Origin of the sequence: Pseudomonas sp. FeN3W, assembly GCA_030263805.2 — a bacterium.
GTDB lineage: Bacteria > Pseudomonadota > Gammaproteobacteria > Pseudomonadales > Pseudomonadaceae > Stutzerimonas > Stutzerimonas stutzeri_G.
The window spans coordinates 1816652-1836155 of record CP136010.1 but is presented as its reverse complement, the minus strand read 5'-3'; the positions used below and the strand labels follow the sequence as shown (position 1 = coordinate 1836155).

Here is a 19504-nt window from a genome sequence, read left to right as displayed (position 1 = left end):
GAATCATGCCGACGCGAAGGGCGCTTGTCAAGCCCGGTCGAATGGCTTGAGAAGCTGGTCGGACAGAAGGGCTGCGGCTAAACTCGCCGCCTCTTTTCGTGTCGTAACTGGCCATCGATCCGGCCGGCGCTGAGCGTTCGGTCGATCAATCTCGCTGCAATTCTAGGAAGACAAATGTCCGAAAAAACCGGCAAGGGCGGATTGTTGCGCTCCAGCGCCGTGGTCAGTGTCATGACCCTGCTGTCACGCGTGTTGGGCATGGTACGCGATATGGTCGTCGCCAGCTACTTCGGTTCGGGGGCTGCGGCCGACGCGTTCTTCATTGCGTTCAAGATTCCCAACTTTCTGCGCCGGCTGTTTGCCGAGGGTGCATTCGCTCAGGCGTTCGTGCCGGTGCTTTCGGAATATCGCACCAAGCGCACGCTGCAGGACGTCAAGCAGTTGGTGGATCGCACCGCCGGTATGCTCGGGCTCATCCTTGCCGGGCTGACTGCGCTGGGCGTGCTGTTTGCGCCCTATGTGGTAATGGTCTTCGCGCCCGGCTTTCATGATGATCCGGGGAAGATGCAGCTGGCTGGCGAGCTGCTGCGCATCACCTTTCCCTACCTGATGCTGATCTCGCTGACGGCTTTCACCTCGGGGGTGCTGAACAGCTACGGCTATTTCGCGGTGCCCGGATTCACGCCTGTGCTGCTCAATGTCTGCATGATCATGTCGGCGGTGTTCCTGACCCCGTATTTCGATCAGCCGATCATGGCGCTGGCCTGGGGCGTGTTCATTGCCGGTTTCGCCCAGCTGGCCTTCCAGCTGCCGTATGTCGCCAAGCTTGGCCTGCTGCCGCGGCCAAAGGTAAAGCGGGGTGACGAGGGCGTTCGACGCATCATGCTGCTGATGGTGCCGGCGCTGTTCGGTGTCTCGGTCAGTCAGATCAATCTGTTGCTGGATACAGTGCTGGCTTCCTTTCTGCAGACCGGCAGCGTGTCCTGGTTGTATTACGCCGATCGCCTGTCAGAGCTGCCGTTGGGGGCGTTTGGCATCGCGATTGGTACGGTGATCTTGCCGAGCTTGTCGCGCCAGCATGCCGGAGACGATCCAAAGGCGTTCTCCGCAACGGTCGATTGGGCATTGCGCATGGTGCTGCTGGTAGGCGTTCCCGCTGCGCTGGCGCTGGGTATTCTCGCCGAGCCAATGATCGCCAGCCTGTTCTATTACGGCGCCATGAGCGAAGAGGCGGTGGTGCAATCGGCCAGGGCGCTGCAGGCCTATTCTCTCGGCGTGCTGGCGTTCATGCTGATCAAGGTGCTGGCGCCGGGTTTCTTCGCTCGTCAGGATCTGAAGACGCCGGTACGCGTCGCGGTCATTTGCATGGTCGCGAACATGGTAATGAACCTGATCCTGATCTGGCCGTTACAGCATGTCGGGCTGGCGCTGGCGACTTCGTTGTCGTCGATGCTCAACGCTGTGCTGCTGTTCTGGGGGCTGTACAAGGTTGGCGTCTACCGTCCTGCACCGGGCTGGTGGCTGTTCGGGTTACGCCTGGCAGCTGCCTGTGCGGCGATGGTGGCGACGGTCTGGTGGCTTAACGTGCCGGCGCAGGAGTGGTTCGTCTGGGGCTGGCAGCAGCGAGCGCTGCGGTTGGGGATTCTCGTTTGCGCAGGGCTCGCGGCATTCGCCGCCGGGTTGTTGCTGACCGGGCTGCGACCGCGGCATTTGCGGCATTGATCGACGATTCACGGGCGGAGCAAACCTGTCCGGGATGCGCAGCACGTGCGTATAATCGGCCACTTTTCAAGCAAGAAGTGCGGTATGCAGCTGGTTCGAGGCCTTCACAATCTGCGACCCCGGCATCGGGGCTGCGTCGCCACTATCGGCAATTTCGACGGCGTGCACCGGGGGCATCAGGCCATCCTGGCGCGGCTGCGCGAGCGTGCGGCCGAATTGGGGCTGCCCAGCTGTGTAGTGATCTTCGAGCCGCAACCGCGTGAGTTCTTTTCGCCGGACAAGGCGCCGGCGCGGCTCACCCGCTTGCGTGAAAAACTGCAGCTGTTGAGCGAGCAGGGCGTCGATCTGGTGTTGTGTCTGGCCTTCAATCGCCGCCTGCGAGAGCTGAGTGCCGCTGAATTCGTCCACGCCACGCTGGTGGAAGGGTTGGGTGTACGGCATTTGGAAGTCGGTGACGATTTCCGTTTCGGTTGCGACCGCGCCGGCGATTTCGACTTCCTGCTCAAGGCCGGCGCGGCCGAAGGCTTCTCGGTCGAGGCCGCCACCACCATTGAGGTGGACGGCGAGCGGGTCAGTAGCACGCGGCTGCGTCAGGTGCTGGCGGAGGGTGACCTGGCCTGCGCCGAAGCACTGCTCGGTAGACCGTTCGGTATCACCGGCCGGGTCATGCACGGGCAGAAACTGGGCCGCCAGCTCGGTGCGCCAACTGCCAATGTGCAGCTCAAACGCCGCAACACGCCGCTGAGTGGCGTGTTTCTGGTCAGTCTCGAGCTGGACGACAAGTCGCTTGCCGGTGTCGCCAACATCGGCATGCGACCCACGGTCGAGAGTGACGGTAAACCACACTTGGAAGTGCATCTGCTCGATTATCAGGGCGACCTGTATGGGCGTCTGGTGCAGGTCACCTTCCATCGCAAGCTGCGCGACGAGCAGCGTTTCGCCTCGCTGGAGGCGCTCAAGACGGCGATCGAAGCCGACATCGCCGCTGCCCGTGATTACTGGCGGGCTTCACCCCTTATGACGAGTCAGGACTGAAATGACCGATTACAAAGCGACCCTCAATCTGCCGTCCACGGCATTTCCGATGAAGGCCGGTCTGCCACAGCGCGAGCCGGAGATTCTGCAGCGCTGGAACAGCATTGACCTGTACCGGAAGCTGCGGCAGATCGGCGAAGGTCGCCCGAAGTTCGTCCTGCACGATGGCCCGCCGTATGCCAACGGCGATATTCACATTGGTCACGCGGTGAACAAGGTGATCAAGGACATGATCGTCCGCTCGCGCACCCTGGCCGGCTTCGACGCGCCTTATGTGCCGGGCTGGGATTGCCACGGTCTGCCGATCGAGCACAAGGTCGAGACCACCTTCGGCAAGAACCAGCCGGCCGATCTGACCCGCGAGCGCTGCCGTGCCTACGCGGCCGAACAGATCGAAGGGCAGAAAGCCGACTTCATCCGCCTCGGCGTCCTGGGCGACTGGGACAACCCATACAAGACCATGGACTTCGCCAACGAGGCTGGTGAGATCCGCGCCTTGGCCAAGCTGGTCGAAGGTGGCTTCGTCTTCAAAGGCCTGAAGCCGGTGAATTGGTGCTTCGACTGCGGTTCGGCGTTGGCCGAGGCGGAAGTCGAATATCAGGACAAGAAATCCGATGCCATCGACGTCGCCTTCGCGGTCGAGGATGCCGACAAGCTGGCTGCCGCGTTCGGTCTGCCCAATTTGGCCAAGCCCGCCAGCATCGTGATCTGGACCACCACGCCCTGGACCATTCCGGCCAACCAGGCGCTGAACGTGCATCCCGAGTTCGTCTATGCGCTGGTCGACACCGGCGAGCGTCTGCTGGTGCTGGCCGAGGAGCTGGTGGAGTCCTGTCTGCAGCGCTACGGCCTGGCTGGTGAAATCATCGCCCGTTGCGAAGGCAAAGCGCTGGAGCTGATCCGCTTCCGTCATCCGTTCTACGAGCGCTTCGCTCCGGTCTATCTGGCCGACTACGTGGAAACCGGTGCCGGTACCGGTATCGTCCATTCGGCGCCCGCATACGGCGAGGACGACTTCCGCTCCTGCAAGCACTACGGCATGGAGAACGACGACATCCTCGGCCCGGTGCAGAGCAACGGCGTCTACGTCTCCGACCTGCCGTTCTTTGGTGGACAGTTCATCTGGAAAGCCAACCCGGCTATTGTCGAGAAGCTCGCCGAGGTCGGCGCGCTGCTCAAGCACGAGTCGATCCAGCACAGCTACATGCACTGCTGGCGGCACAAGACGCCGCTGATCTACCGCGCCACGGCGCAGTGGTTCGTCGGTATGGACAAGGTCGCTCATGACGGCAGCTCGCTGCGCCGCCGTGCACTGGATGCCATCGAGCAGACCGAGTTCGTCCCGGCCTGGGGCCAGGCGCGCCTGCACGGCATGATCGCCGGACGCCCGGACTGGTGCATCTCGCGCCAGCGCACCTGGGGCGTGCCGATCCCGTTCTTCCTGCACAAGGAAAGCGGCGAGCTGCACCCGCGTACCGTCGAGCTGATGGAAGCCGTGGCGCAGCGTGTGGAGCAGGGCGGTATCGAGGCCTGGTCGAAGCTCGACGCAGCCGAGTTGCTCGGCGACGAGGCGGCGCAGTACGAGAAGATCACCGACACCCTCGATGTCTGGTTCGATTCCGGCACCACCCACTGGCATGTGATGCGCGGCTCGCACCCCATGGGTCACGAAAGCGGCCCGCGTGCCGATCTCTATCTGGAAGGCTCCGACCAGCATCGCGGCTGGTTCCATTCATCGCTGCTGACCGGCGCGGCCATTGATGGTCATGCACCGTACAAGGGCCTGCTGACCCACGGCTTCACCGTGGACGAGAACGGCCGCAAGATGTCCAAGTCCCTCGGCAACGTCATCGCGCCGCAGGAAATTACCGACAGCATGGGCGCCGACATCCTGCGTCTGTGGGTCTCGGCCACCGACTATTCCGGCGAGATGGCGGTATCCAAGCAGATCCTGCAGCGCAGCGCCGATGCCTACCGTCGTATCCGCAACACCGCACGCTTCCTGCTCTCGAATCTCGACGGCTTCGATCCCGCGCAGCACATGGTGCCGAATGATCAGCTGATCGCCCTGGACCGCTGGGCCATCGACCGCGCGCTGCTGCTGCAGCAGGAGATCGAAGAGGCTTATACGACCTATCGCTTCTGGAACGTCTACCAGAAGGTGCACAACTTCTGTGTGCAGGAATTGGGTGGCTTCTATCTCGACATCATTAAGGACCGTCAGTACACCACCGGTGCCGACAGCCTGCCGCGTCGCTCTTGCCAGACCGCGCTGTATCACATCGCCGAAGCGCTGGTGCGCTGGATAGCACCGATCCTTGCCTTCACTGCCGAGGAGATCTGGCAGTACCTGCCGGGCGAGCGTAATGAGTCGGTGATGCTCAATACCTGGTACGAAGGGCTTGCCGAGCTGCCGGAAGGCTTCGAGCTGAGTCGCCCGTTCTGGGACAAGGTCATGGAGGTCAAGGCGACGGTAAACAAGGAGCTGGAGAACCAGCGCAACGCCAAGGCCATCGGCGGTAACCTGCAGGCCGAAGTCACCCTGTATGCCGAGGAGTCGCTGGCCGGCGAGCTGGCCCGTCTTGGTAGTGAACTGCGCTTCGTTCTGATCACTTCGGCGGTAGACATCGCACCATTGGCGCAGGCGCCCGCCGAGGCAGTGGACAGCGAACTGGCCGGTCTCAAATTGCTGGTCCGCAAGACCGGGCACAGCAAGTGCGGCCGCTGCTGGCACCATTTGCCGGACGTGGGCAGCCATGCCGAACACCCGGAAATCTGTGGACGCTGCGTGGAAAACATCGAAGGCGCCGGTGAGGTCCGTCACTATGCGTGAATCCGTGCAGCCGATCGCAGGCCGCGCTTCAGCTCACCATCACGATGCGGTCTTCACTGCTGCTGGACTGACGCGCGCTCTGCCGCGTCGTGTTCCTGCGGAGGCCATTGCATGACGGCGCGTTTCGGCAAGCTTGCCTGGCTCTGGCTGAGCGTATTGGTCATCGCCCTCGATCAGGCCACCAAGCACTGGTTCGAGGCCAATTTCAGCCTGTACCAGAAGGTCGAGGTCATCCCCGACTACTTCGCCTGGACCCTGGCCTACAACACCGGTGCGGCGTTTAGCTTTCTGGCCGACCACAGCGGCTGGCAGCGCTGGCTGTTCGCGGCGATCGCCATTGGCGTGAGCGTCGTGCTGGTGGTCTGGCTCAAGCGCCTGAAGGCCAGCGAAACCTGGCTCGCCGTTGCGTTGGCGTTGGTATTGGGGGGCGCTTTGGGCAACCTCTATGACCGCGTGGTGCTTGGTCACGTGGTCGACTTCATCCTGGTGCATTGGCAGAACCGCTGGTACTTCCCGGCGTTCAACATCGCCGATAGCGCCATTACCGTAGGCGCCGTGATGCTGGCGCTGGATATGTTCAAGGGCAACAAGACCGGAGAATCCGCACATGACTGAACAGCGCATTGGGCCGGACAAGGAAGTCACCCTGCATTTTGCGCTCGGCCTGGAGACGGGCGAGCTGGTCGACAGCACGTTCGACAAGAAGCCAGCCACCTTCAAGGTGGGCGACGGCAACCTGCTGCCGGGTTTCGAGCAACAGCTCTATGGGCTGAAGGCCGGTGACAAGCGCACCCTGCAGATTGCTCCGGAGCAGGGCTTCGGCCAGGTCAACCCGCAGAACGTCCAGGTCATGCCGCGCAGCCAGTTCGCCGGGATGGAGCTCTCCGAAGGCTTGATGGTGAGCTTTCAGGACGCGGCTCGCACCGAGCTGCCGGGGGTCGTGAAAGCCTTCGATGACAATCAGGTCACTGTGGACTTCAACCATCCTCTGGCTGGCAAGACCCTGACGTTCGAAGTCGAAATCATCGACGTCAAACCGGTGTAACCGGCTCGCAGGCGGCGGGGGCGTTCGCGTCCGCCGGCTGACGAAGGGCACCCGAGAATGCCCGCACGTATCGCGTTACACTCCCCCGTCATCAAGCCTTCGCGTGCCGAGACCCATCATGCAAATCAAACTCGCCAACCCTCGCGGCTTCTGCGCGGGTGTAGATCGCGCCATCGAAATTGTCAACCGCGCTCTGGAAGTCTTCGGACCTCCGATCTATGTGCGACATGAGGTCGTGCACAACAAGTTCGTAGTGGAAGACCTGCGTGCCCGCGGTGCGGTCTTCGTCGAAGAGCTGGATCAGGTGCCGGACAACGTCATCGTCATCTTCAGCGCCCATGGCGTTTCGCAGGCCGTTCGGCAGGAGGCGGAGAAACGCGGCCTGAAGGTGTTCGACGCCACCTGTCCGCTGGTGACCAAGGTGCATCTGGAAGTGGCCAAGTACAGCCGTGAAGGGCGCGAATGCATCCTCATCGGCCACCAGGGCCACCCTGAAGTCGAAGGAACCATGGGGCAGTACGACGCGCGCAATGGCGGCGCGATCTATCTGGTCGAGGATGAAGAGGATGTTGCCCAGCTGCAGGTGCGCAACCCCGAGGCCTTGGCGTTCGTCACCCAGACCACGTTGTCCATGGATGACACCAGTCGCGTCATCGACGCGCTGCGCAGCAAGTACCCGAGCATCGGTGGTCCACGCAAGGATGACATCTGCTACGCCACACAGAATCGCCAGGATGCGGTGAAGCAACTGGCCGATGAATGCGACGTGGTACTGGTGGTCGGCAGCCCCAACAGCTCAAACTCAAACCGCCTGCGTGAGCTGGCAGAGCGCATGAATACACCCGCGTATCTGATCGACGGCGCCGAGGACCTCAAGCGAGAATGGTTCGAGAGCGTCGAGCGCATCGGCATCACTGCCGGCGCATCGGCACCTGAGGTGCTGGTGCGTGGGGTAATCGAGCAGCTGAAGGAGTGGGGCGCCACTGACATGAATGAGTTGGAAGGGCGGCTGGAGAACGTGACGTTCTCCATGCCGAAGGAGTTGCGGTTGAAGGCTGTATGATCTGCTGTGAGCCATACTGCAAGGGGCTTTGAGAGTGCTGCGGAATAGTCGTATCGCGCTTAACGGAAGTCCTCCGAAAGAAACATGGCTGATTAGATAAACAGCCTCGCCCAGCGGGTCGAGGCTTCGTCAGCACTGTACGAGGCCCGTTAGGGCTCGCCGCTGGCTTAGCGCCAACACTCCGCGGCCGTCTTCCCACTGCCGGTCCTGTCTTTAGCGCCAAGGGCGTTCAGGGTTAGATTGCCGCATTTAGTGTCGCCAAACTGTTGTTCGGCTGTGAGCGTATAGCCGCCGTCCCCATTGGTTGTGCCCACGGATAGTGTGTATTTACCTGTTTCTGACGTATTACCGTTCCTCAATCCCAGCTTTGCTATATCGGCATCTGAAGTGATGTAGGCATTGTTCTGGCCGAAATAACGCTCCTGCCGAGCGGATGCATCGTTCAGCAGCGCCTGGCCCTCGGTACGGTTGCCGCGTTTTACGTACTCGTCATAACTCGGATAGGCAATCGCCGCGAGGATACCGATGATGGCGACCACTATCATGAGTTCAATCAGGGTAAAACCGCGCTCGGCACGTTTCATAGACTGCTCCGTTAATGCTGGACTCATCCCATTATTCCTGTTCGATACGACGCCAGCTCTGGCGGCCTAGGCTTGCGGGGTCCGGGTAGACGTTGATGCTCTCCTGGCCTGTGTTGTACTGGTATGTCCCGTCGGAATCCTGGGAAAGTGTACCTCCACCCTCGCCATCCTGACGGACCGCGGAGACATTGGTCGTACCGATATCCGTGGTTGGTATGTAGTCAAAGGCATTGTGAGAGGTTCTGCCGCCAGTGAAGGGATTGATGGCGTAGGTCCAGTTGCTCGCGCCATCACCGCAAGGGTCGTCATTTGGAATAAGCGACTGGAAGAATATCGTGCGGCCCAGCTGTGACATGTTCTCCACGACCATCTCGCCTTGGCTCCGGCGAAGATTCAGGTACCAGCCATCCTGGGCTGGCGCGCTGTTGCTCGCTTGCCAGCGAACATTATTAGCACTCAATACCAAACCTTGGCGGGTTGCGCCATTTGCCTCGACAGTGGTTTGGGTGGTGATTGTCTGCTCCTGCAAGCTGCTGCGGCTGCTGCTGATGTTGGGGTCGCTGGCTTCCTCACCCAGTGTCTGCTTGTCCCAGATGCCGTATACCGTTTGAGCGAAGCTCTTGTCGCCTTCCTTGTCGCCGGTCTCGAAGAATTTGCCGGTACCGAATACGACCAGATAGCCGAACCCGGTGGGGTGTAGCACCAGGCTCGGTGCGGATGTAATGGGCTGACGACTTTCGGTGCCGGTGTTTGCTACGGCGCTGAACAGTGGTTCGCCGCCAAAGGCTACCTCGAAATCATCAATGGCGTTTTCGCTATCGTCTTCGGTGGTGAAGGGTGCCGTATCGCTCCGACCGTTACGTAGCAGATCGAAACGCCAAAGATTGCCCTGAAGATCTCCCGCGTAGGCATAGTCGGCTACACCGTCAGCGTTGTAGTCGGCAAGTTTGGGTGTCGAAAGGCCATTCGCAACCCCGTCTACACCCTCGACTTCCAGGCTACTAAGGAGCGTGCCCTCCATTGCATCGACGACGAACAAAGCCGCCTTGCCGTTGGTATTGTTGGGGCTTTCGTAACCATTGCCGAACACGACGGTCCATGTTCCGGTATGCAGTCGCGCAATAGTCGGTTGGGAGAAGCTGTAACCCATCTTTACTGCTGCGTCATCAGGCAGGCTGCTATCGTCGAATTCCCACAGCAACTCCTCACTTCCCGGTGTCGTGATATCCAACGCAAAGATAGATTTGCCTCCTGCCTTCAATGTGCCGACCAGAATGGTGCGCCATTCTTCGCCGTTGTAGACATCGGCCACGACGGGGCTGCCATCCACAAAAAATTCATGGCTGTAGTTGGAGCCGGTCAGCTTGTTGAGCTTAGCGAACACGGCACTGGGGACGAAGGCAAATTCCTCGACGCCGGTGAGTGCATTGAATCCATGTAGCATGCCGTCATTCCCGCCCGCATATACACGAGGCGTCCGCCCGGCGACACTGGTTGAAAACGTGGAGTACGCGGTATTGCCTTCCAGGCGGTTACTGAAGTTCACGAGGTAGCGGGGCCCGGATACTACGGCTGGACTGGATGAATAGAAGTCACCTAGGACGCTACTGCGTTGACGGAACGTTGAGCCTTCGCCAGTGCGGTTGCCGCGGAGATACTGTAAGCGCTGCTCTCCCTTCGCGTCCGGTAAATTACTATTCTCCGGGTCGCGGCTAAGCAAATTTGCCAACGTGCCGCCAGTACTGGCAGAGCCGGCGTTGTTCCAGGTGAATTCCACCAAACCGCTGTTCGTATTGCCGGCCATCTTGATGCTACGGCTTTGCCAGCCGGGTACTTGACTCTTGGCACTCCAAATTTCGGAAGTTTCAAAGGCGTTGCTTTGGGCGTTCCAGGCTTTTTCGAAGCGCTTTACATCGCCAGACCAATTATCGTCGCTGGCGTAAGAAGTCTGGTAGGAGACGGTCTTGACCGTGCCATTGTCGTTTTCGTCGGCACTGACCTGGCCGGAATTGATGGCAGGCTTGGCTGCTGTGGATTTGCGGTCGGCAATGCGCGACAGAATGTCGTCGAACGCCTGGACCATGGCTTCCGGGCTGTCGACGCTGAAGAATTCGCCTCGTGAGTTGATCGCGGCGTGCCAAAGATCATATACATTGTTAGTGCTGTTACTGGCTGCGGCAGGCCAGGTGGCAGTGCCATTTAGCAGGTTATTGTAGCCGCTACCGCCGAACGTGCTCCCGGCCCAAGGGACATTTGCATTGTTCAGGGACTCGGTTAGCCCCAGGCCCATGACGAAGTTGGTCATGTGCTGCCAAGTCGCCGGATCGTTGCGTGGGTCCCAGTAGTCGGTGGTGGTATCTCCGCTCTTGAAGGGTATGTACGCTGGTAAGTCGTTATCCAGGTCAGGGTTGAGGTCCGTGGCCCAATAATGCATGGCTAGGTCGGCCAAGGTGTTATTTGTGCTGTCGTAATAGGGGGTGCGCTGGTTATAGGCACGACCATCAGGCAGGGTGAAGCTCGCAGCATCGTGGCGGAAGTTACCGGGCGATGTGGTCGTGGCGTTCCATTGCCCGTCGGTCATCAAAATATGATAGCTGGCACGGCAAGCATAAGTGTTCTGACTGGTATTCCCCGTGCCGTTAGGGTTTTTCTGCCATGGGGTGCTGGTGGTGTAAAACTCACCCGCTCTTTTGAGCGCCGCCGGCAGGGGCGTGCTCTGGTCGAATACGATGCTTTGTAGCCAGGCGTAGAGTTGCCCCTTATGGGCGGGGGTGTATTCCTTGAAAGCATTGTTTTTGCACTGGCTGTTTGGGTTGGTACTGCTGAAAGTGGTGCAGTTTCCCAGGCTTTGCCAGCTCAGGCGTACCGAGGATGACAGGTCGTAGAACGCCAGAGCGGCGGCGGTGACTGTTGCCAGTGCACGGTTGCGATAGAAGGAGTACCAGTTGGCGAAATTCTGTTGCTCAGCGGTGCTGATGAACTTCAGACGGTAGCAGTCATCATTGGCCGTGGTGCAGTTGCTGGCCAGAGTGGCGTCATAAGTATAGTAGTAAGGGGGGACACTGAGTTGAGCCAATGACGCAGTGTAGCTATTGCTGGAGCCGGCGCAGGCTGCAGTGACAGTGACCCCAGCCAGCGTTGCCGTCGCAGTACAGCTATTGGTGTTGGTTCGGGTGATGGCGAAACTGATGCTGCCGTTGGTTACGGTGTTAGTGCCATTGGTGTTGCGGCTGGTGGTGGCACTGAAGTCTGCTGTCGGATTCCGCGCCAGGCGATAGACAGTTCCGGTGGGGGCCGCGTAGTTCGTGGTGCTTGTATAGCTGTAACTCGACGGAGCGTTCGTGATAGGGACGTCCCAAGAAACACGATAATTCGCACCGCTAAGATTTACCGAACCGACCGCAGTGTTATAACCGTTGTGCCAGGCAGCGGTGAAGCTTGTCGATAGTTGTTGTTCCACACCAGCAGTATTGAACACTATTGGTGCTTGATAGATCACATCGGGATTGTAGTAAATGGGATTGAAATCGCTCGATTTAGCTCTGCGAGTTGTATAAGTGGTGCTCATGCTGTCGGGGGCAAAGGCCCAGCGCATACTGCCCGAGTCGTCTAGGGTCAGCAGCATGTTCGGCGGAACGCCTACGGTCAGGCTCAACGGGCTCTGGGAGACGGTCGCAAAGGCATCGGCAGCACTGAGCAGGAGCACGCCGAAGACCGCGTACGAGAGCGTCTTGGTGCGAGAGTGGGGACGGGAACGGAGCATGATGTCGGCTCTCAATTGTTAAGGCCAAGGTAGATGTTGGCGTGCGTCGACTGCAGATAGAGGGCGTCGCCGGTCTTGCCGTTGTTGAGATAGAAATAGGTGCCACTTCCCTCGCCACGCCCGCCATATTCGGCGTTGACAGCAGCGTTCCCTGCTACATTCGCCAGGATGCTGTTGTAGTGGGCGTCGGCCGTCGTGGCTGCAGCAGGGTCCGTACCTCGGTAAGGCATCCAGACGTTCGAGGCGGTCAGGAGATCATCTCCGTCCGCCTGGTGAGGCTGGTCCACGAATGCCAGTAGACGATCTGTCTTGACTTCAAGCAGGCAAGGGCTGTTGATTCCATTGGCCTTCAGGGTGTTAGCCGCCAAACAGTTGGCTGCTTTAGCTTCAAGCTTCTCGGACAAGTTGCCGGGACCGTAAAAACGAAATTCAGCTTCGCGCAATGCCGCATCTGCAATGTTCTGGCTTTTCATGTCGTGAGCGCGGTTTGCCGTGATGCGTGACTCGAGCGTCACGCCTCGCATGCTGCTGACGGCCAGTACAGTCAGAACCAGCAGCATGACGAGGGAAACGAGGAGTACCGCTCCGCCCTGAGATTTGCGGGAAATGAGCATCATGGCATTAGATTCCTGATGGTTTGCGTGGCGCCTGCCACTTGGTAGATGCGCTTGTTATCTGCCTCTTCCAGTCGGGTTTGCGCTTCCGTTGAGGCTTCTAGCAGCCAGTCGGCAAGAACCTTCGAGTCATCGCCGTCGCGCTGTCCTGCACGGCTGGAGAGCAGTAGGGCATAGCGCACGCTACGAATCGCACCACTGGTGGGTGTCCAATCTGCTTGCTGGACGAAGGTGGTAACTTCCTTTTCCAGCATGTCAGTCTTGCCTACACCGAAGTCCAAACGCAGGTCCGCAATGCCGCGGAGCACCTCGCCGTACTGCGGCGTGGTGGCGTTGAGGCTTTTACATAGAAGGCGCCCGTCCTGCAGCTGGTCGTTGCTGCTGGGTTCGTATTTGAACGCCAGAACGGTCAGGTCGGCTGCGTCGGGCGGGGAAGAAGGGAAGGCTTCGTCATATGTAACAGAGCTAGCCGTGCCCTGACAGTCCAGTTCTCCACTGACTTGCGGCTGATATCGAATGCAGAAGCCGATACCTTCACTGGGATCCAATCCGGTAGCGGCATGTCCAGCGTTGAATGCGAGGCATCCACCGGAAGCAGGGCGGGAGGGAAAGACGATGTCCAGCAGCGCTGAGGGTGTCCGACGATAGCCTGCCTTGCTCAGGTAGTCGTTAATGACTAATGCGGCAAAGCGACTGTTTTCGACGTTCCCAGCCTGATTCTGTTGGAAGACATAGTTACGCTTGTTGTCGATATAGACTTGCGTAATACCGAGGATTAGAAAGCTACTGATCGCTAGTGCGATAAGCAGTTCTACCATGGACAGGCCAAATTGATGTTTAGTGTGGTTCATGGTTCTACCCGAACTGTATAGCTGCAAACATCGGAGTTTTCCGCATCAAGGCAGGCGCCTTCACGAACTTGCCAGGCCAGGCGAATTTCAAGCATTGAACCCTTGTCATCGCAATCACCTGCAATAGAGCTGCGGCAAACGTATACGTCGCTAACGAATAGCTCGCTGCCGCCTGGTAACAATGCTTCAACCTTGTCGGCCCAGCAGTCGCGCAGTTCTTTTGCTGTTTTTGCTATTCGGGTCGGACTCGCCACGCAGCTCTCGCGGTCGGCGAACTCATCGCCGGCGGCTTTGTAGAAAATGGAGCTGTCTTTTAACCCGCTGTTCATAGGGAACTGCGGTGGCGAAGTATCGAACAGCTCTTTTGGGTGCGCTCTTACAATTTCGATCAAGTCGCCGGCCAGAACGATGGCCGTGTTGCGCTGTACCGAGTCCTGTGTGTATTGGATGCTGCGTCCCTGCAGAGCCACCATGCCGAGTACACCGATGGTGGTTAGCAGTAGGGCCACCAGTACCTCGATCAGGCTGAAGCCTTTATTGGTTTTCATTGAGTTCCTCATGGTGTGCAGCTGTCCATGGCAGCTCCGTCTTTCTTGCCTCGAGGGTAGAGAACGAGGCCGCCGCTAGCTTGCACTTCGAGTAGGTAGCCGGTGGCCGGGTCTGAGTCGCGGCATATGGTGAACTTGGCGGTTGTAGCCGTGCCGTTGGCCCGGTAGACCAGTTTGTCGTCGCTGAGGGCTGAGCTGAGGATCTCCGCGTGAGCGGGGTTATGCTCCAGGATTCGCTCCACTTCCCCGCTTCCCGCGCTGCTGAGTTCCCAGGGCGCATTACTCTTGATCTGTACTTCGTATGCCTGTCGGTTAAGGACCGCTTGACCACGTGCGTGCTGCAGGAAGCTAACCAGTTCCTCTGCCTTGCTTTGCACTTGGTTACTACGGATCAGGCTGTTGAAGCTGGGGACGGCAATGGCTGCGAAAACGCCAAGCAACGCCAGGGTGATCATCAGCTCGACCAGGGTGAATCCGTGCATGTCGGTTGTGCGTGACATGGTGTACTCCAGGGGAATCGTGAGCGGATGATGCAAATGCGTTGGTGTCTTGTCCGCATGGGGAAGATCGTTGGTGCGTTTGTATGGATGAACGGTCGAGGCTTGAGTTTGAGCTGTGATGGCGTCGATGTTTGCCGCAGGAGTCCCTGGTTCGGCTTCACCGGCATAGGCTGGCTTGAGCGGTGTTTTCTGCCTCTGAAGCCTGGCGTATCCGCCCCTGACGACTGACGACGACTTGCCATGCGACCTGCTTCCCATGGCATTGGTAAAATCGCCCATTGCTGGCGGGCGCCGCCCCGTTATCGCGAAAACGAATGCTCTCGCTAAAGCCAATCCAGCTGAGCTCAGCTTGATGTGGAAGTTGGGTCAGTTGCAGTGTTTGCCCTGTCGTAGTGCGTACAAGCCAGCCATCTGCCCAGTTCGTCGAACATGTCTCGCCGTCTCCGCTTCCACATATCTCTATGGTGCGGCGCCGTAGAACTGCTTGCGTGCGGGCATTGTGCAGTGTGCTTTCGACCTCATCCTTCAGCGCTTCCTGGCGACTTCTTTCAATCATGTTGCCGAACGCGGGGATAGCTATCGCAGCGACGACGCTTAATACCGACAGCGTGACCATCAGGTCTATTAGTGTGAAGCCTTGATTTCGGTTCGCCATAGTGCGGTTCCTTTGCACGTATGATGCTCAGCCGTCCTGGCTGCTTTATGTGTATTGGCGTTCGCGAGATACACGACGCTCTTTTAAAGCAGCCTGCCCGTCAGTCCAAGTGAGGACGGGCAGAAATGTGAACCAGATGGTTGGAGAGGCATGTGAATCAAGAAGTGATCGTTGTCGGTGGCGGTGTCATCGGGTTGTTGTCCGCCTATCGCCTGGCTCAGGCAGGCACGTCGGTGTTGCTGCTGGAGTCGGGCGATGTTGGTCGCGAAGCTTCCTGGGCCGGCGGCGGGATCGTTTCGCCGCTTTATCCGTGGCGCTACAGCCCGGCGGTCACGGCGCTGGCGCATTGGTCGCAGGATTTCTATCCGCAGCTTGGCGAGCGGCTTCTGGAAGAGACGGGGGTGGACCCCGAGGTGCATGTCACCGGTCTTTACTGGCTGGATTTGCACGATGAGGCCGAGGCATTGAGTTGGGCTGAGCGTTATGGGCGGCCACTCACTTCAGTGTCGATGGAAACGGTGCACCAGGCCGTGCCTTCATTGGGTGACGGTTATGGGCGTGCCGTCTACATGGAGGGGGTCGCCAACATTCGCAATCCCCGCCTGCTGCGCGCTTTGCGTGAAGCGCTGCGGCAGCTACCGAATGTGAATGTAATCGAGCAGTGCCCGGTGGAAGGTTTCCTGCGCGATGGCGCGCGCATCGTAGGCGTGCAGACGGCGCAGGGCGAGATGCGAGCGGATCAGGTCGTGGTGGCTGCGGGCGCCTGGAGCGCACAGTTGCTGGCGACGCTGGGGCTGGAGATTCCGGTCAAGCCGATGAAGGGGCAGATGATTCTATTCAAGTGCGCCGAGGACTTCCTGCCGAGTATGGTGCTGGCTAAACGGCGCTATGCGATTCCGCGGCGCGACGGCCATATCCTGGTCGGCAGCACGCTGGAAGATGTCGGCTTCGACAAGACGCCGACCGAAGACGCGCTGGAAAGCCTGAGGGCAACAGCGATCGAGCTGTTGCCCGCGCTGGCCGATGCGCAAGTGGTCAAGCACTGGGCAGGCCTGCGACCCGGTTCGCCGGACGGCGTGCCTTATATAGGACAGGTGAGCGGTTTCGACGGGCTGTGGCTGAACTGCGGGCACTTCCGCAACGGGTTGGTGCTGGCACCGGCGTCCTGTCAGCTGCTGGTCGATCTGATGCTTGGGCAGGCGCCGATCGTGGACCCATCGCCCTATGCACCGGCCGGGCGTATCGCCGATCAGAAGAGCTGATCGGCCCTTCGCGGTACTTCGGTTTCACGAGCAGTCCGGGTTTCATATGCGTCGCCCGGACTCTGTTCTGCTACCAACTCGCATTGCTGGTAAATTAGCCGGCACTTCGGCTCTGCCAGGCAGAGCCAGATTGGCGAGTGAGGTTTGTGTGGCGAAGAAAACCACTTCCCTGGCCGGCCTGAGCGGGCTGGTCTATTCCACCGATGCCGGTCGGCATTGTCCCGAGTGCAGTCAACCGCTGGGTAGTTGCATCTGCAAACAAAGCGTTGTGCCCGAAGGCGACGGCATTGCACGGGTGCGCCGCGAGAGTAAGGGCCGAGGCGGCAAGACGGTGACGACCATCAGTGGCGTTCCCTTGCCCGAGACCGATCTCAAGGAACTTGCCAGCGCGCTGAAACGTCGCTGCGGCACGGGTGGTGCGCTGAAGGATGGAGTCATCGAGATTCAGGGCGATCACGTTCAGCTGCTGATCGACGAGCTGAGCAAACGTGGCTTCAAGGCCAAGAAGTCCGGTGGCTGAGCACCGATGTGACACCTCCACCGATTTTCACCATTTTCCGCATATCGGCTGTCGAAGCCGCATAGCCTTCGCCGCGCGGTTCTGCTCGCTGCGAAACACTCAATTTCTTCCGGGAGGCCTTGATGCCTGTACGACGCACACGTAAAGACGACGGTAGCCAGTGGACCGCTGCCGACAGCCGCAGCATCTACGGTATCCGCCACTGGGGCGCTGGGTATTTCGCAATCAACGACCAGGGCAATGTCGAAGTGCGCCCGCAAGGGCCGAGCGGCGAGCCGATCGAGTTCAACGGCCTGATCGAGCAATTACGCGAGGCGGGGCTGTCACTGCCGTTGCTGGTGCGTTTCCCCGGCATCCTGCAGGACCGCGTACGGCGCCTGACCGGTGCCTTCGATGCCAACATCGAGCGCATGGAGTACGCCGGCAAGTACACCGCGTTGTACCCGATCAAGGTCAACCAGCAGGAAGCGGTGGTGGAGAACATCATCGCCACGCAGAACGTTTCCATCGGCCTGGAGGCGGGTTCCAAGCCGGAGCTGATGGCTGTGCTGGCGCTGGCGCCGAAGGGCGGCACCATCGTCTGCAATGGCTACAAGGACCGCGAGTTCATCCGCCTCGCACTGATGGGCCAGAAGCTCGGCCACAACGTGTTCATCGTCATCGAGAAGGAGTCCGAGGTCGGGCTGGTGATCGAGGAGGCCAACGAGCTCAAGCTGACCCCGCAGGTCGGCCTGCGTGTGCGCCTGTCGTCGCTGGCTTCGTCGAAGTGGGCCGATACCGGTGGCGAGCGGTCGAAGTTCGGCCTGTCCGCGGCGCAGCTGCTCTCGGTGATCGAACGCTTTCGTGCGGCGGAAATGGATCAGGGCATCCGCTTGCTGCACTTCCACATGGGTTCGCAGATCGCCAATCTGGCCGACTACCGTCAGGGCTTCCGTGAGGCGATTCGTTACTACGCCGAGCTACGGGCGTTGAACCTGCCGGTGGATTACATCGATGTCGGCGGCGGTCTGGGGGTCGACTACGACGGCACCCACTCGCGCAATGCCAGCTCGATCAACTACGACATCGACGAATACGCCGGTACCGTGGTCGGCATGCTCAAGGAGTTCTGCGAGGCACAGGGGCTGCCGCACCCGAACATCTTCTCCGAAAGCGGGCGTGCCATGACGGCGCATCATGCGGTGTTGGTCATGCAGGTCACCGACGTCGAGCGGCACAACGATGAGCTGCCGGTGATCGACAACTACGACGAACTGCCGGAGATCGTGCAGTCGCTGGCCGACCTACTCGGACCGACCGACCCGGAAATGGTCACCGAGACCTACTGGCGCGCTACCCACTACATGAGCGAGTCCAGCGCGCAGTACGCCTCCGGCAAGCTGACGCTGGCGCAGAAAGCGCTGGCCGAGCAGAGCTATTTCGCCATCTGCCGACGCCTGTACAACCAGCTCAAGGCCCGTCAGCGCTCGCATCGGGCGGTGCTCGACGAGCTCAACGACAAGCTGGCGGACAAGTACATCTGCAACTTCTCGGTATTCCAGAGCCTTCCGGATACCTGGGCGATCGACCAGATCTTGCCGATCGTACCGCTGCAGCGTCTGAGCGAGGAGCCGGTGCGGCGCGCTGTGCTGCAGGACCTGACCTGCGATTCGGATGGCAAGATCAAGCACTACGTCGACGAGCAGAGCATCGAGAGCAGCATGCCGGTGCACGAGGTCGCGCCTGGCGAGGAGTATTTCCTCGGCGTGTTCCTCGTGGGTGCCTATCAGGAAATTCTCGGCGACATGCACAACCTATTCGGCGATACCGATTCGGTGAACGTCTATCAGCGTGAGGACGGCAGCTACTACCACGCCGGCATCGAGACCCACGACACCATCGAGGACATGCTGCGCTACGTGCACCTATCGCCCGAGGAGCTGATGACCTACTACCGCGACAAGGTCGCCAGCGCCAAGTTGAGCGCCAAGGAACGCACCCAGTACATCGACGCGCTGCGCCTGGGTCTGACGCGCTCTTCCTACCTGACGCCCTGATGGGTGCCCGGCGTCAGCCGGGCATGACGCCGAAGCCCCGTGCCATCAGCGCCGCCAGCAGGGGAATCAGCGCGAGCAGCAGCAGCTCCAGGCGAATGGTCAGCTTGACCCATCTGGCGCTGCCGCTCGAGACGGTCGGTGCCTGGCCTGCCGCGAGAGCGGGGCGCCAGCGCAGAAAGGTCAGCGTCGGGTAGATGGACAGGACGGCGACGACTACGAACAAACCGACCTTGGCGTGAAAGAAGCTGTTCTTCAGATAGTAGTCCAGTCCCTTGCCGTAGAAGACCGCCCGGGCGATGCCGGTCGCCAGCACGGCCGCGGCCGTGATGCCAAAGGCTATGTCGATGCGGAACAGGCTGCGCGCGCGCTCCAGCGTCAGCGGCTGGCGGAACAGCTGATGCTCCAGCAGCAACAGGGCAAAGAGCAGGAAGATCGCCAGAAAGTGCAGGTAGGCGGCAATGGCGTAGGCCATG

At 60.0% G+C, this 19504-nt stretch carries 17 protein-coding genes; 9 read left to right on the top strand and 8 right to left on the bottom strand.

What is annotated here, in order from left to right:
- The first annotated feature begins 174 nt into the window (after positions 1-174).
- From murJ to ispH, 6 genes are all read left to right on the top strand, one after another.
- Entirely contained in the window at positions 175-1722 is a 1548-nt protein-coding gene (murJ, locus tag P5704_008720) for a murein biosynthesis integral membrane protein MurJ (GenBank protein ID WOF80541.1), read from the top strand.
- Between the two features lie 84 nt (positions 1723-1806).
- On the top strand, positions 1807-2757 hold the full coding sequence (ribF, locus tag P5704_008715) for a bifunctional riboflavin kinase/FAD synthetase (protein WOF80540.1): 951 nt from the start codon (positions 1807-1809) through the stop codon (positions 2755-2757).
- Between the two features lies 1 nt (position 2758).
- Positions 2759-5590 carry an isoleucine--tRNA ligase gene (ileS, locus tag P5704_008710; GenBank protein ID WOF80539.1) on the top strand — a complete coding sequence of 944 codons (2832 nt, stop codon included), beginning with the start codon at positions 2759-2761 and terminating at the stop codon, positions 5588-5590.
- A gap of 111 nt (positions 5591-5701) precedes the next feature.
- Positions 5702-6205 (top strand): signal peptidase II, encoded by a 504-nt coding sequence (gene lspA / locus P5704_008705; GenBank protein WOF80538.1) that lies wholly within the window; start codon positions 5702-5704, stop codon positions 6203-6205.
- Positions 6198-6635, top strand: a complete 438-nt coding sequence (locus P5704_008700) for a peptidylprolyl isomerase (GenBank protein ID WOF80537.1) — start codon at positions 6198-6200, stop codon at positions 6633-6635. Before lspA ends, P5704_008700 begins: the two co-directional genes overlap by 8 nt.
- Before the next feature lie 118 nt (positions 6636-6753).
- Positions 6754-7698, top strand: coding sequence for a 4-hydroxy-3-methylbut-2-enyl diphosphate reductase (gene ispH, locus P5704_008695; GenBank protein ID WOF80536.1), 945 nt, complete (start codon positions 6754-6756; stop codon positions 7696-7698).
- Between the two features lie 167 nt (positions 7699-7865).
- Here the strand turns inward: ispH and P5704_008690 are convergent, their stop codons facing one another.
- The 7 genes from P5704_008690 to P5704_008660 form a co-directional block, all read right to left on the bottom strand.
- Complete coding sequence (locus P5704_008690) at positions 7866-8282, bottom strand: type IV pilin protein (GenBank protein ID WOF80535.1); 417 nt, start codon at positions 8280-8282, stop codon at positions 7866-7868.
- A 31-nt stretch (positions 8283-8313) separates the two neighbouring features.
- Complete coding sequence (locus P5704_008685; GenBank protein ID WOF80534.1) at positions 8314-12045, bottom strand: PilC/PilY family type IV pilus protein; 3732 nt, start codon at positions 12043-12045, stop codon at positions 8314-8316.
- Positions 12046-12056: 11 nt separating this feature from the next.
- On the bottom strand, positions 12057-12662 hold the full coding sequence (locus tag P5704_008680; protein WOF80533.1) for a PilX N-terminal domain-containing pilus assembly protein: 606 nt from the start codon (positions 12660-12662) through the stop codon (positions 12057-12059).
- Positions 12659-13510 carry a PilW family protein gene (locus tag P5704_008675; protein ID WOF80532.1) on the bottom strand — a complete coding sequence of 284 codons (852 nt, stop codon included), beginning with the start codon at positions 13508-13510 and terminating at the stop codon, positions 12659-12661. The genes P5704_008680 and P5704_008675 overlap by 4 nt, the downstream gene beginning before the upstream one ends.
- The gene (pilV, locus tag P5704_008670; GenBank protein ID WOF80531.1) at positions 13507-14058 is read right to left on the bottom strand and encodes a type IV pilus modification protein PilV; all 552 of its coding nucleotides are present in this window, start codon (positions 14056-14058) and stop codon (positions 13507-13509) included. The genes P5704_008675 and pilV overlap by 4 nt, the downstream gene beginning before the upstream one ends.
- 8 nt (positions 14059-14066) lie before the next feature.
- Positions 14067-14558, bottom strand: coding sequence for a GspH/FimT family pseudopilin (locus tag P5704_008665; protein ID WOF80530.1), 492 nt, complete (start codon positions 14556-14558; stop codon positions 14067-14069).
- 157 nt (positions 14559-14715) lie between these two features.
- Positions 14716-15213 (bottom strand): GspH/FimT family pseudopilin, encoded by a 498-nt coding sequence (locus tag P5704_008660; protein ID WOF80529.1) that lies wholly within the window; start codon positions 15211-15213, stop codon positions 14716-14718.
- A gap of 152 nt (positions 15214-15365) precedes the next feature.
- Between P5704_008660 and thiO the strand changes: the two genes are divergently transcribed.
- The 3 genes from thiO to speA all read left to right on the top strand — a co-directional run bounded on the left by thiO (position 15366) and on the right by speA (position 19031).
- Positions 15366-16475 (top strand): glycine oxidase ThiO, encoded by a 1110-nt coding sequence (gene thiO / locus P5704_008655; GenBank protein ID WOF80528.1) that lies wholly within the window; start codon positions 15366-15368, stop codon positions 16473-16475.
- Positions 16476-16623: 148 nt separating this feature from the next.
- Entirely contained in the window at positions 16624-16995 is a 372-nt protein-coding gene (locus P5704_008650; protein WOF80527.1) for a translation initiation factor Sui1, read from the top strand.
- A gap of 122 nt (positions 16996-17117) precedes the next feature.
- Positions 17118-19031, top strand: coding sequence for an arginine decarboxylase (gene speA, locus P5704_008645; protein ID WOF80526.1), 1914 nt, complete (start codon positions 17118-17120; stop codon positions 19029-19031).
- Positions 19032-19044: 13 nt separating this feature from the next.
- Here the strand turns inward: speA and P5704_008640 are convergent, their stop codons facing one another.
- Entirely contained in the window at positions 19045-19503 is a 459-nt protein-coding gene (locus P5704_008640; protein ID WOF80525.1) for a DUF2214 family protein, read from the bottom strand.
- Position 19504: the final 1 nt, after the last annotated feature.

Coding starts and splice junctions, on each gene's coding strand:
- P5704_008675 (WOF80532.1), bottom strand. CDS start 13,510: ATGAACCACACTAAACATCAATTTGGCCTGTCCATGGTAGAACTGCTT.
- P5704_008680 (WOF80533.1), bottom strand. CDS start 12,662: ATGATGCTCATTTCCCGCAAATCTCAGGGCGGAGCGGTACTCCTCGTT.
- lspA (WOF80538.1), top strand. CDS start 5,702: ATGACGGCGCGTTTCGGCAAGCTTGCCTGGCTCTGGCTGAGCGTATTG.
- pilV (WOF80531.1), bottom strand. CDS start 14,058: ATGAAAACCAATAAAGGCTTCAGCCTGATCGAGGTACTGGTGGCCCTA.
- P5704_008685 (WOF80534.1), bottom strand. CDS start 12,045: ATGCTCCGTTCCCGTCCCCACTCTCGCACCAAGACGCTCTCGTACGCG.
- P5704_008665 (WOF80530.1), bottom strand. CDS start 14,558: ATGTCACGCACAACCGACATGCACGGATTCACCCTGGTCGAGCTGATG.
- speA (WOF80526.1), top strand. CDS start 17,118: ATGCCTGTACGACGCACACGTAAAGACGACGGTAGCCAGTGGACCGCT.
- P5704_008640 (WOF80525.1), bottom strand. CDS start 19,503: ATGGCCTACGCCATTGCCGCCTACCTGCACTTTCTGGCGATCTTCCTG.
- P5704_008690 (WOF80535.1), bottom strand. CDS start 8,282: ATGAAACGTGCCGAGCGCGGTTTTACCCTGATTGAACTCATGATAGTG.
- ispH (WOF80536.1), top strand. CDS start 6,754: ATGCAAATCAAACTCGCCAACCCTCGCGGCTTCTGCGCGGGTGTAGAT.
- ileS (WOF80539.1), top strand. CDS start 2,759: ATGACCGATTACAAAGCGACCCTCAATCTGCCGTCCACGGCATTTCCG.
- P5704_008660 (WOF80529.1), bottom strand. CDS start 15,213: ATGGCGAACCGAAATCAAGGCTTCACACTAATAGACCTGATGGTCACG.
- ribF (WOF80540.1), top strand. CDS start 1,807: ATGCAGCTGGTTCGAGGCCTTCACAATCTGCGACCCCGGCATCGGGGC.
- murJ (WOF80541.1), top strand. CDS start 175: ATGTCCGAAAAAACCGGCAAGGGCGGATTGTTGCGCTCCAGCGCCGTG.
- P5704_008700 (WOF80537.1), top strand. CDS start 6,198: ATGACTGAACAGCGCATTGGGCCGGACAAGGAAGTCACCCTGCATTTT.